The organism is Pseudomonas emilianonis (assembly GCF_023072625.1).
Lineage (GTDB): Bacteria > Pseudomonadota > Gammaproteobacteria > Pseudomonadales > Pseudomonadaceae > Aquipseudomonas > Aquipseudomonas paraveronii.
Genome location: NZ_JAKNRV010000026.1, coordinates 1 through 11,493, shown reverse-complemented (window position 1 = coordinate 11,493; position 11,493 = coordinate 1). Strand labels below are relative to the sequence as shown.

At 50.9% G+C, this 11,493-nt stretch carries 12 protein-coding genes; 2 read left to right on the top strand and 10 right to left on the bottom strand.

The annotated features are described in order from the left end of the window. The 5 genes from L9Z73_RS05445 to L9Z73_RS05425 form a co-directional block, all read right to left on the bottom strand. Entirely contained in the window at positions 1-1,428 is a 1,428-nt protein-coding gene (locus tag L9Z73_RS05445) for a hypothetical protein (protein ID WP_247397172.1), read from the bottom strand. Further along, entirely contained in the window at positions 1,425-2,702 is a 1,278-nt protein-coding gene (locus L9Z73_RS05440) for an O-antigen translocase (RefSeq protein ID WP_247397169.1), read from the bottom strand. The genes L9Z73_RS05445 and L9Z73_RS05440 overlap by 4 nt, the downstream gene beginning before the upstream one ends. After that, complete coding sequence (locus tag L9Z73_RS05435) at positions 2,699-3,811, bottom strand: DegT/DnrJ/EryC1/StrS family aminotransferase (protein ID WP_247397167.1); 1,113 nt, start codon at positions 3,809-3,811, stop codon at positions 2,699-2,701. The genes L9Z73_RS05440 and L9Z73_RS05435 overlap by 4 nt, the downstream gene beginning before the upstream one ends. Before the next feature lie 68 nt (positions 3,812-3,879). After that, a complete protein-coding gene (locus L9Z73_RS05430) occupies positions 3,880-4,278 on the bottom strand; it encodes a sugar 3,4-ketoisomerase (protein ID WP_247397165.1) in 399 nt (132 codons plus the stop codon). After that, positions 4,265-4,765 (bottom strand): hypothetical protein, encoded by a 501-nt coding sequence (locus L9Z73_RS05425; protein ID WP_247397162.1) that lies wholly within the window; start codon positions 4,763-4,765, stop codon positions 4,265-4,267. Before L9Z73_RS05425 ends, L9Z73_RS05430 begins: the two co-directional genes overlap by 14 nt. Before the next feature lie 661 nt (positions 4,766-5,426). Here L9Z73_RS05425 and L9Z73_RS05420 point away from each other — a divergent pair. Together L9Z73_RS05420 and L9Z73_RS05415 are read left to right on the top strand one after the other, a co-directional pair. Then, a complete protein-coding gene (locus tag L9Z73_RS05420; RefSeq protein WP_247397159.1) occupies positions 5,427-6,923 on the top strand; it encodes an MBOAT family O-acyltransferase in 1,497 nt (498 codons plus the stop codon). A gap of 9 nt (positions 6,924-6,932) precedes the next feature. Then, positions 6,933-8,087 carry an alginate O-acetyltransferase AlgX-related protein gene (locus tag L9Z73_RS05415; protein ID WP_247397156.1) on the top strand — a complete coding sequence of 385 codons (1,155 nt, stop codon included), beginning with the start codon at positions 6,933-6,935 and terminating at the stop codon, positions 8,085-8,087. A 144-nt stretch (positions 8,088-8,231) separates the two neighbouring features. On the opposite strand, the gene L9Z73_RS05410 is transcribed toward L9Z73_RS05415, so the two are convergent. The 5 genes from L9Z73_RS05410 to L9Z73_RS05390 all read right to left on the bottom strand — a co-directional run. Continuing rightward, positions 8,232-8,468, bottom strand: coding sequence for a lipopolysaccharide assembly protein LapA domain-containing protein (locus tag L9Z73_RS05410; RefSeq protein WP_247397153.1), 237 nt, complete (start codon positions 8,466-8,468; stop codon positions 8,232-8,234). Between the two features lie 24 nt (positions 8,469-8,492). Next, positions 8,493-8,789, bottom strand: a complete 297-nt coding sequence (gene ihfB, locus L9Z73_RS05405) for an integration host factor subunit beta (protein ID WP_003218804.1) — start codon at positions 8,787-8,789, stop codon at positions 8,493-8,495. A 110-nt stretch (positions 8,790-8,899) separates the two neighbouring features. Continuing rightward, positions 8,900-9,184 carry a hypothetical protein gene (locus tag L9Z73_RS05400; RefSeq protein WP_247397150.1) on the bottom strand — a complete coding sequence of 95 codons (285 nt, stop codon included), beginning with the start codon at positions 9,182-9,184 and terminating at the stop codon, positions 8,900-8,902. Between the two features lie 160 nt (positions 9,185-9,344). After that, entirely contained in the window at positions 9,345-11,039 is a 1,695-nt protein-coding gene (gene rpsA / locus L9Z73_RS05395; protein WP_247397147.1) for a 30S ribosomal protein S1, read from the bottom strand. Positions 11,040-11,158: 119 nt separating this feature from the next. Beyond that, on the bottom strand, positions 11,159-11,493 hold a 335-nt coding region (locus tag L9Z73_RS05390; protein ID WP_247397144.1), incomplete at its 5' end, for a (d)CMP kinase.

Here is an 11,493-nt window from a genome sequence, read left to right as displayed (position 1 = left end):
TCACCGACGCATTCCAGCGAGCACCATTTTCATCAGCAATTTTATCTGCTTGCTCAATGACAGCGCCATAAATAACCGAAAGGACAAGCCCCTCGCACGTCTGACAAGCACATAAAATGCAGGCAATGACACGTCCACATTCAAGGACCGGCCGGCATTCTCAAAAAAACGAGCGCTGTCCTTCCAACTGCTCGGCGCATCGAATGGGTTTTCGCACACGTGGCCTTCTTCCAGACACTTTAAATATCTGGACTTTACTGCTTCGAAGGAATTGATTTTTTCAATTGCCAGGAACACGTCGTTCGAATATTGGTAGTTTGCGATTGTCTGCATCACCCCCTCTATATCGGGTCGCTTCAACCTGTCGGCCGATGAATACCCTTGAAGCGGCGCGAGAAGCCCAACACAGCGCTGCCCCTTAATAAACTGCTCTGCAAACGCCGTACCACCAGGCAAAGGATGGCTATCGACATAATAATCAGCCTGGCTGACCACCTCGCCGTATGCTTTAAAATTCAAATGCGCTTTGACGCTCAATCTTGTGCGGTATTTCAACTTTAACGGCCACCACCAAAACGCCGTTTTAATATCAGTGCCAATAATCAAGAAACGCGATTGAGGATAATCATCAAGAATCCGCGATACCAGGGTAAAAATATCCGCACCCTTTCTAGGCTTGTACTTTATATCTGAGCCGGCCGAGATAAAAAGCAACTGAGCAAGCCTTGGCGGACTCAGGTTTTCTGCTTTTTTGGCCTGTTTCGTATTGACAGGAATACCAAGAAAACTCTTACGCCCAGTGATGGTTTTTGTCAGGTCGAAACGCCGCCCGTGCCCGCTTAGCTCAAAATAGTAGTCCGCCACCGTTGTGCCGTACGAAAAAACATGGTCTGCATGATTCACAAAAAAGACGTCGAGGGGCACCAGACGCTTTGCGATGCCACACGCAACGACCGCAGTGATGTCATCAGGATGAATGTGCAAAACAACTTTTTGATAACCGCACAGTATTGTCACCATTTCCATCAACGCGTCATGCAGACGATTGGAGGATAGAACCCATGTCTTCTGAAAAAAATCAGCAATGTGCTGTTGAGCTTCGAGCGACGCGCACCGAGTGATCAGCACGTCCGTGGGGGCACCCTGCATCTCGGCAAGCCTCTCCATCAGCCGTGTATGCCCCCCTGTCAGGAGAGGCTCCGTGATCACATGCAAAACACTCACGCCATCGTCTGGTCGTGGGCTCGGCTGCAGTTCAGCGTTTGAAATACAGCGTTCAATTAGATCGAGTTCAACGCGGGGAGCATCGTGAATACCAACGTCGGCAAACCATAGTAAGTTCCCATACGCTTGGGCAAATGCTAACGCGTAGTCAAGGTCAGCGGTGTCACGAATGCCAACCTGAAAGTCCTCAAATAACTTTTTCAACCCGCGATTCCCGATTTAGCATCAAAATGACCATCCAACCTACGATAGACACAGGCATACATCACCACGCAATACAGCGCATAGTTAAATGCATACGCCCACGTCACAGCTTCCACTCCCCACCAGCGGCTAAACAAGAGCGTCAGCACGTATAGAGAGCCACAAAAAATAATTTCAGTTGTAATAAATAACTTCACCATTGCCTGACTCAGCATGACATACGCAAGGATCCAGCTAAAAATCTTCAACCCATCGCCGACAATTTGTCCTGCGAAAAACATACGCACCGGGTAGAAGTCAGCGGAAAACAATACTGCCACGACAAGATCCCGCAAAAGATACATCGCCGCCCCCGCTAAAAGCGCCACGGGAAAAATAAATTTATAACCCTGCATCACTTCATGTTTAACTTCGCGAGCAGTGATCAACTCTGAAAGCTTTGGCAGGTAATACACACCCAACGTAGTCGTCACCAGCATCAGATACGCAGCACTCAAGCGCCACATTGCCTCCCAATAACCCGCCACCTCCCATCCATACGTCACTCCAATATGGTTTCGGACCAGGATTTGCGCAGTCGGAACGCAAGCAGCGGACACCACGGCCATCATAAAAAATGAAAATAACTTCCTTGCAACCCCGAGGTCCGGCCAGCCGAATAAATATGAAATCTTAAACCAGTCAGTCCGAAGGCACAAAAACAGCGTGACGAAAAAACTGATGGATTGATAAATGGCAAGCGACACCAATGCGCCAAACAATCCATAGCTGACAGCCAGGTAAAAAGTCACAAAGAAAGCGAACACACTGCCTGAGATGTTCGCCACCACATACAAGATAATTGCCTTTTTCCCATTCAATATCGCCAACAGCAATATATTTAAAGAAAAGAACACGACACCACTGGCAAACCATATAAATACGCCACCCAACTCGTCGCTCTTCAAAAACAACACGCCGAGTTCTTTATTATAGATGGCGACAATCACCGCAACGATAAGACTGCCCAGAATGGCGCAAAAGCTCGCCGTTCTCCACAAGCGAATCTGCCGGTCGAGGCGGTCATGATACTCGGCAGTGTACTTAACCACTCCATTACTGATCGCCCCGCCGGTAAACACCGTAATAACTTGCAGCGCATTTTGAAACTGGCCGATAGCCGCATAACCCGCCGGGCCAACGTAAACCGCCAATACCTTGTTCAGCCCCAGCAAGGTCAACATCTTGATCAGGACAGCGATACCGTTAAGCAGACTGGTCCGCACAAGATTCATAAAGCGACCGGCTGAAAACTATTGCACGCCGCAGCCACTGCTCGAGCATCATCAAGCGACAGTGCTGGGCCTATAGGCAGGCTAAGAATACGATCGTGGATCTGGGTGGCAATGGGCAGCGATTGCTCACTGAATTCAGCGTACGCTTGCTGAAGATGCGGTGGAATAGGATAGTGAATCAGTGTCTGCACACCCCGCTCGGTCAGATGCGCTTGGAGCGCATCCCGATGCTCAGACAGTACGGTGTAAACGTGCCACACATGGCCGTCGCTACCGTCATGGGCAGGCAATGAAATTGCCGGATTGATGATCTCCTTGCCATACAGCTCAGCGATCAACTTTCGATGCTCTGTCTGACCGTCTAAGGATTTGAGTTTTACCGACAAACACGCCGCTTGAATTTCATCCAGACGACTATTCACTCCGCGATAGATATTTTTATACTTCTGGTGCGACCCGTAATTCCCCAACGCTCGTATTGTGGCGGCCAATTTCTCGTCATTGGTCGTCACCGCACCCGCATCACCCAAGGCTCCCAGGTTCTTGCCCGGATAGAAACTGAAGCCCGAGGCATCTCCCCAGCTACCCGCTTTCTTGCCATGCAGACTTGCGCCATGGGCCTGCGCGGAATCCTCCAGAACCAGCAGGCGATGGCGCTGGGCAAGCTCCATGATTTTTGGCATATCCGCAAGACGCCCATACAGATGAACCGGCAAAATCATCTTGGTCTTTTGCGTGATCGCCGCTGCCGCATTAACGGGGCAAATATTGAATGTCGCCGGGTCGGGCTCCACCAGCACCGGAATCAAACCGTTCTCGGAGATGGCGAGTATGCTCGCAATATAAGTATTAGAGGGTACCAGGACCTCGTCACCCTCGGCCAAGTAGCCTAATTCCTTCCAGGCGCGAATCACCAACACCAGTGCGTCCAGACCGTTGGCAACACCGACACAGTGCTGGGTACCGCAGTAAGAGGCGAACGCCTGCTCAAAGGTACGCAGCTCTTCCCCACCGATATACCAGCCGGAATCAATGACCCGCGTACAAGCAGCAATCAGCTCTTCGCGATGGGTATCATTTACTGCCTTCAAATCCAGAAATTTAATCATCGAAAACACTCAGCACTTAAAACTCAAAAATTAAAACCACTCTAAAAACACTTAACGCCCAACCAATCTCAGCGCACCAACCCTTTGAACACCTTATAATCCCTGATGTAATCGCTCTCATCATAAACTTCACTGGCCAGGACCAAAAGTACACAGTCGGCGCTGAAATGGTGCATTTCATGCCAAATCATTTTATCAATCACTATCACTTTATCTGGCGCATCCAACCAGACGTCCTCGGTGCGGGCACCGTCATCCAGCTTCATCATGCAGCGTCCAGAAACGCAAACAGCGACTTGCACTAGCTCCCGGTGCGCGTGAAACCCGCGGGGTACGCCCTCTTTGGTGTCGGTGAGGTAGTAGACCCTCTTGATATCAAATGGAATATCATTTCCATATTCTAAAGCAACCAGATGACCACGATCATCACCCTTTGTCACTATATCCAAAAACCTAACTAAACTCATGGCCGTTACTCCGACAGGCACTTAATGGTGGATGTCTCATCGACGCTTTACTTGCTTTATACCCACCTGCATCGGGACAACGTGTAGCCAGATGACCATTACCCAATTGAAAGGCTATTGCAGCACGGAAACACGCGAGGGCAACTATGTAGGTATCAAACTGTCGTGAAATTTTAAAACTCAACTCTTTGAATAAATCTTGAATGGCCGATTTTTTTTCAGCGCGGACAAAACGGCACAGATCTCCTCCTACAGACACCTTCCTCACCAGGCAACCTTGCGTCGGGCTGACCGGACAATCCTTCCACACAAGACCAGGCACAGCACGATACAGGCTGCCATCCGCTGACCGCCGCGCAAAGGCAGACGGGTACCCCAGCACTGAAACCATCGAGCACTTTCGCTGGAACATACCTTGTGCAACGAAGAACAAGCCCGGGTAGCTTCCTGTTCCACGAGCGGTGCCTTGCTGGTCAATACCCATCATGTAGCTCTAGACTCCTTGAACATCTGTCCCTCAGCGCACAGCCATACGGTTGGCGTGGTGCAATAATAGTACGAAATGGTCGGCATTATGCCGCAAAAAAACCACTCATATTCCTGCCGTGAGGCATGCATTCCTGGGCAGCCCTCTCTGGTCGCGTAAACACCAGAGCTGAACATGAGTAACGCGCGCCCATAAACAACGAAATCGTTTATCCCATCAATTGTACTTATCCTCAATACTCAAACCGCTTCGACATACGAATACCCAAAGGTTGATTGAGTAGCCTGCTACGCATGGCTCAAGGGAGTGGCAACATCCAACAGTTACTGCAACATTGAAGCAATGGCTTTGGCCATAAGCATTTTCTACAAAATGGCGGGCTTCCGCTGTAAACCTCCCTCCTTGAATACGGGAAGGCCCAACGATCAAATCCCGCGTTTACCATGACAGTGAGCTTGTCGTAGCAGCCGCTGTAGCTTTACCATATCGGTAGTCGGCTACAAAACCAGGTAGCGCGAGCCCAGCCCTTGTCCTTATAGATCGCTCTCTTGAAGGAATCACAGCGTGACACAGCTCAAAAATGAAGCCGCTTTTTCGCAGCGACTCTTCGCAAGCACATGAAACCTTTCCTGCTCCCTAATCAGAACTGGCCTCATCCCACATGATTTTCAGCTCATGGCAATTCATACTTCTGTTCCTGCCGATTTCATTTTTTGTCTACTTTTGGCTAAATCGCCAGCGCAAGATCATGGGCGGAAAAATATGGCTGGTTTCCGTCAGTTTGATTTTTTATGCCTACTGGAACATCTACTACCTACCCTTAATACTAGGGTCAATTTTTGTAAACTTTGCAATTGGTACTCGCCTCTCCAGAGCACAAAGACTGCCCTCAAGCACTCACTCTTCCAACGAGTGCTGCTCAAGAAAGAAGTCATTATTGGTCAGCGGCATCGCCGCAAACCTATTACTGCTCGGTTACTTTAAATACACTGACTTTCTAATCGAAAATATCAATTGGGCACTCAGCACCAGCTACGCACAGCCACATATTTTATTACCGCTAGCCATCAGCTTTTTCACTTTCACGCAAATCGTATACCTCGTTGATAGCTATCGTGGCGAGACAGCAGAATACAACTTATTGAATTACTCGCTTTTCGTCACGTTCTTCCCGCACCTGATTGCCGGCCCCATCGTCCACCATCGTCAGATAATGCCACAGTTTTCTTCTAAATGGACACTACTCCCTAGACATACAAACATACTAAAAGGGCTATTCATTTTCGCCATTGGGCTGTTTAAGAAAGTGGTGATAGCGGACAGTTTTGCAGTTTGGGCAACCGCTGGGTTCGACGGCGGACAACCACTTGGGTTCTTCGACGCCTGGGCAACGAGCCTGTCCTATACGTTTCAGCTTTATTTCGATTTCAGTGGCTACTGCGACATGGCCATAGGTGCATCTCTTCTATTCAACATCTGGCTTCCCATCAACTTCAACTCCCCCTATAAAGCGCTGAATATTCAAGATTTCTGGCGACGCTGGCACATCACGCTGAGTAACTTCCTGCGCGACTACCTTTACATCCCCCTAGGCGGAAATCGCTCAGGGGAGATGCGCACCTACGTTAATTTATTCGCCACCTTCGTACTCGGCGGCCTCTGGCACGGTGCAACATGGATGTTTGTCATATGGGGCGCCATGCATGGCATTGCCCTTGTGATCCATCGCCTTTGGACGCGGCTGCGTTACCGCATGCCGATCGCACTCGCCTGGTTCCTGACGTTCATGTTCGTGAACGCCTCATGGGTATTCTTCCGCGCCAAGACAATGGACGATGCTGTGCGCGTGTTCGCCGGAATGGTCGACTTCCGCTCCGCGCTTGCCCCCACAGCGTCAATCCCGACCTCAGACCTTGCATGGAGCGGATGGCTCGCCGATTCAGCCTTGAACCTCATCCCGGCAAGCCTGATGGGGTCAATCCCGATTTACCTGTCCATTATCGTCGCCTTTGTAATCATCGCTCAAAAGAACTCGATTGAAATGTTAAACGGGACAATGAACCTGCAAAAGCTGATTTATGGCGCGACGACGTTCGCAGTGGCCATGTGCTTTATGTTCGCTGCTACCAGCTCCGTATTCCTCTACTTTAATTTTTGAAATAATATTATGAAGCGAAAACTGACCGCCTTTCTTTTGCTGGTGTTTATTACAATGATGATCGTGCCTGCGATAAACATCATTGCAACCCCTAACATCAAAGCAAAGCAACTGAGAAAAAAATCATTCCTTTACAACATGGACATTATTTCCAGATGGACCCAGGAATCCCTTTACCCGCTAGGAATCAGCATCCACTCCAACCAAGTCATTATCGGGTCAGACGACTGGCTATTTCTCGGTGACGGGTATGACCTGACACTGTCTGAGGACAGGCGCCCAGCCAATGAGTCCGACAATGCAATAGCCAAAAAAATCAGCGCTTCCAACAATGCCTGGAACGAATACCTTATTAGCAAAGGCGTAAAAATCTTCAAGGTCATGGTCGGGCCGAATAAAGGCAGCATTTACTCCGAACACATGCCCACCTGGGCGAGGCCCGACGCATTCAACCCAACTGACGCATTGTTCGCAGCAACAGGAAAAGAGCGCTATATCGACCTCAGGCCGCCCTTGCTTGTCGGCAAGGAAAAACACCCTGAACCACTCTATTACAAAACCGATACTCACTGGAATTACTTGGGTGGCGCAATCGCATTCCATGCATTCGCCGAGCAAATCGCACAGGCTGCACCAGAGCTCGAGTGGCCTTCAGAAAAATCATATACCCTGGACCGGATCGACTCTAGAAGTGGAGGCGACTTATCAAAATTCTTAAGATTAAGTGCAAATGCGACTGACGACCTACCCATCATTCATGTGTCCGACTTACCTATCGAGACCACACAATCCAACTTCTATACAAAAGAAGTGATATCCCAAGGCGGGAACCCCCTGGTCGACCTGACATTCACTCCCACTTTAGTGACCAGCGTCGGGGCACTAAACAACAAGAAGGCGCTTTGGTTGAGAGATTCATTCGGCGGCGCCTTGTCTCAGCTAATGGCCGCGACATTCGACAACGTACTGCAAATTCACTGGTCGGAGGCATTGAAGCAAGACGGTAGCTTTGCCCAGTTAGTTGAGGATTTCAAACCGGATTATGTTTTTATAACGGTCGTTGAGCGCTCCGCCAGGTCGCCTGACTTTACGGTATTTCCACCCGGGTTCTTATCTTCGGACACTAGTATCAAAACAGCCCGCGCAGCCTCACCATCTAGATAGGCGAACGCCTCAGTTTCAACATAGGATAAGGGGCCGACCGCCAAGAAAAGGGGTTGGTTTTAGCTCCGCCCAGGGCAACGTGCTGCGTAACGAGTACGGAACACGACAGGATAAGGGCTATGAACCAACTGGATTCCTGCGCCCCTACGAGCTCGATTGCTTACGGCGCGCCGCAGGCCTAACCAGCACCCCAAGCACCGGCCCTATCAGCATGCCGATGATTAACGCCAGGGTAATAAACACCGCAGCTGGCAACTGCGCAGTATTCCAGCCTAGAAACGATAAGGTAATGCCCTGTTGGTTTTCCAACACAAAGGCAAAAACCGTCAAAACAACGAGCAACGTAAACAGCACCAACGCAATACGCTTAACCCCACGCATACTCTTCTCCTACCCAAAAGCTCTTCAGACGCCCTCTTCCTCATCCTCATTCACCCGATCCCGTAACTCCTTCCCCGGCTTGAAATGAGGCACAAACTTCCCATCCAGACTCACCGACTGCCCAGTCTTCGGATTCCGCCCTACCCTCGGCGCGCGGTAGTGCAGCGAAAAGCTCCCAAACCCGCGGATCTCAATCCGGTCACCGGTCGCCAGGCATTGGGACATTTGCTCGAGCATGGTCTTTATAGCCAGCTCCACATCTTTGGATGAGAGCAGCCCTTGATGGGTGACAATTCGTTCGATCAACTCCGACTTCGTCATATTTTTCCCTTCTTTTTCAAGCAGCTAGGAAAAGCGCTTCGAAGGTTTTAGCATGACTTGATGAATTTGAACAGCCCACGCAACAACATATCTGCAGGCATCTTGAACCCTCAATTACAGATCACCAGCATGGTGCGGGTGACGGCGCCGGCAGGGTTCCAGCCGAACAGGTAGTCGTCTTCCTCGTCCTTGGCATCGCTGGATCGAGTGATGACCTTGTAGCCCTGCATCTTGCACTCACGGGCAGCGCGCTTCTCGCACTTGTCCCACTTATTGCCCAGCCCCGAGCAATCGATTTCGATGCCGCTGACGCCGCGTTTGGCGTGGGTCTTGGCGCTGGTGGTAGAGCAGCCTGCAAGCATTACCACTACGAGTACGACGATAAGCCCGTTCATTCAAATCCTTATTGGAACAACTACGCTGGAACAGCTTTCACGAAGACTATAGTCAGTTCTGACAGTGATCTATGCATCTTGGTTCTCGGTGTTGATTCAACAAATTTCAGGCACAAAAAAGGGCGACCGAAGTCGCCCTTTTTCTATGGTCTGACAGAACTTAGTTCTGTTTTTCCATTTGTGCACGCAGCAGGTCGCCCAGAGTGGTAGGACCAGCAGAAGGCTCCGAAGCAGCTGGCTTGTCGCGCAGGCTCTGGATGGCTTCTTTCTCTTCAGCATCGTCTTTCGACTTGATGGAGAGCTGGATTACGCGGCTCTTGCGGTCAACGCTGATGATCTTGGCTTCTACTTCTTCGCCTTCTTTCAGAACGTTGCGCGCGTCTTCAACGCGGTCACGGCTGATTTCGGAGGCTTTCAGAGTCGCTTCGATATCGTCGGCCAGGGTGATGATGGCGCCTTTAGCGTCAACTTCTTTCACGATGCCTTTAACGATTGCGCCTTTGTCGTTCTCTTGAACGTACTCGGAGAACGGATCGCTTTCCAGTTGCTTGATACCCAGGGAGATGCGCTCGCGCTCTGGGTCAACCGACAGGATAACGGTGTCCAGCTCGTCGCCCTTCTTGAAGCGACGAACAGCTTCTTCGCCCACTTCGTTCCAGGAGATGTCGGACAGGTGAACCAGGCCGTCGATGCCGCCGTCCAGACCAATGAAGATACCGAAATCGGTGATCGACTTGATGGTGCCGGAGATTTTATCGCCCTTGTTGAACTGGCCAGAGAAATCTTCCCATGGGTTAGATTTGCACTGCTTGATGCCCAGGGAGATACGACGACGCTCTTCGTCGATGTCCAGAACCATAACTTCCACTTCGTCGCCGACTTGTACGACTTTCGAAGGGTGGATGTTTTTGTTGGTCCAGTCCATTTCGGAAACGTGTACCAGGCCTTCAACGCCTTCTTCCAGCTCAGCGAAGCAGCCGTAGTCAGTCAGGTTGGTAACACGCGCGGTGACGCGGGTGCTTTCTGGGTAACGGGCTTTGATAGCGACCCATGGATCTTCACCCAGTTGCTTCAGGCCCAGGGAAACACGGTTGCGTTCGCGATCGTATTTCAGAACCTTGACATCAATCTCGTCGCCAACGTTGACGATTTCGGAAGGATGCTTGATACGTTTCCAAGCCATGTCGGTAATGTGCAGCAGGCCATCGACGCCACCCAGATCGACGAATGCGCCGTAATCGGTGAGGTTTTTGACGATACCTTTGACTTGTTGGCCTTCCTGCAGGGATTCCAGCAGAGCTTCACGCTCGGCGGAGTTCTCTGCTTCCAGGACGCTGCGACGGGAAACGACAACGTTGTTGCGTTTCTGATCGAGCTTGATGACCTTGAATTCGAGTTCCTTGCCTTCCAGGTGCGTGGTGTCGCGCACTGGACGGACGTCGACCAAAGAACCTGGCAGGAACGCACGGATGCCGTTAACGTCGACAGTGAAGCCGCCTTTAACCTTACCGTTGATAACGCCCTTGACCACTTCTTCAGCTGCGAAGGCTGCTTCGAGAACAATCCAGCATTCAGCGCGCTTGGCTTTTTCACGGGACAGCTTGGTTTCACCGAAACCGTCTTCAACCGAGTCCAGAGCAACGTGAACTTCGTCACCGACATTGATAGTCAGATCGCCAGCGTCGTTGTAGAACTGCTCAAGCGGGATGAGTGCTTCAGACTTCAGACCAGCGTGAACGGTTACCCAGCGAGCTTGGTAATCGATATCAACGATAACACCGGTGATGATGGAGCCTGCCTGAAGGTTCAGGGTTTTTAGGCTTTCTTCAAAGAGTTCCGCAAAGCTTTCGCTCATTTTAATTCCTGTTGATAAGGGCGAAGAATACGCCCATCTCCACGCCCCAGACGGTGTGGGTTAGTTTCAATTAAAAGAAGCACCGCAGGACTATGACTGGTCCCCTGCAGACTTCTTGGTCACCCGGTGATATCGCGAAGGGCGATTTCACTCAAGATGCGTTCCAGCACCTGCTCGATGGACAACTCCGTGGAATCCAACTGTATGGCATCAGCCGCCGGCTTGAGCGGGGCTACTGCGCGCTGGGTATCACGCTCGTCGCGTGCACGGATCTCATCTAGCAGACTCGACAGACTAACACCATCCACTTTGCCCTTCAACTGCAAGTAGCGGCGACGCGCCCGCTCCTCGGCACTGGCGGTCAGGAAAATCTTCAGCGGCGCCTCGGGAAACACCACCGTGCCCATGTCGCGGCCATCGGCCACCAGGCCCGGCGGCTCCTGAACCGCCCGCT

Bases quoted from the DNA above. Each gene is read 5' to 3' on its own strand.
- L9Z73_RS05440 (WP_247397169.1), bottom strand. From the start codon at position 2,702: ATGAATCTTGTGCGGACCAGTCTGCTTAACGGTATCGCTGTCCTGATC.
- L9Z73_RS05425 (WP_247397162.1), bottom strand. From the start codon at position 4,765: ATGATGGGTATTGACCAGCAAGGCACCGCTCGTGGAACAGGAAGCTAC.
- L9Z73_RS05400 (WP_247397150.1), bottom strand. From the start codon at position 9,184: ATGAACGGGCTTATCGTCGTACTCGTAGTGGTAATGCTTGCAGGCTGC.
- ihfB (WP_003218804.1), bottom strand. From the start codon at position 8,789: ATGACGAAGTCGGAGTTGATCGAACGAATTGTCACCCATCAAGGGCTG.
- L9Z73_RS05420 (WP_247397159.1), top strand. From the start codon at position 5,427: ATGATTTTCAGCTCATGGCAATTCATACTTCTGTTCCTGCCGATTTCA.
- L9Z73_RS05435 (WP_247397167.1), bottom strand. From the start codon at position 3,811: ATGATTAAATTTCTGGATTTGAAGGCAGTAAATGATACCCATCGCGAA.
- rpsA (WP_247397147.1), bottom strand. From the start codon at position 11,039: ATGAGCGAAAGCTTTGCGGAACTCTTTGAAGAAAGCCTAAAAACCCTG.
- L9Z73_RS05415 (WP_247397156.1), top strand. From the start codon at position 6,933: ATGAAGCGAAAACTGACCGCCTTTCTTTTGCTGGTGTTTATTACAATG.
- L9Z73_RS05410 (WP_247397153.1), bottom strand. From the start codon at position 8,468: ATGCGTGGGGTTAAGCGTATTGCGTTGGTGCTGTTTACGTTGCTCGTT.
- L9Z73_RS05430 (WP_247397165.1), bottom strand. From the start codon at position 4,278: ATGAGTTTAGTTAGGTTTTTGGATATAGTGACAAAGGGTGATGATCGT.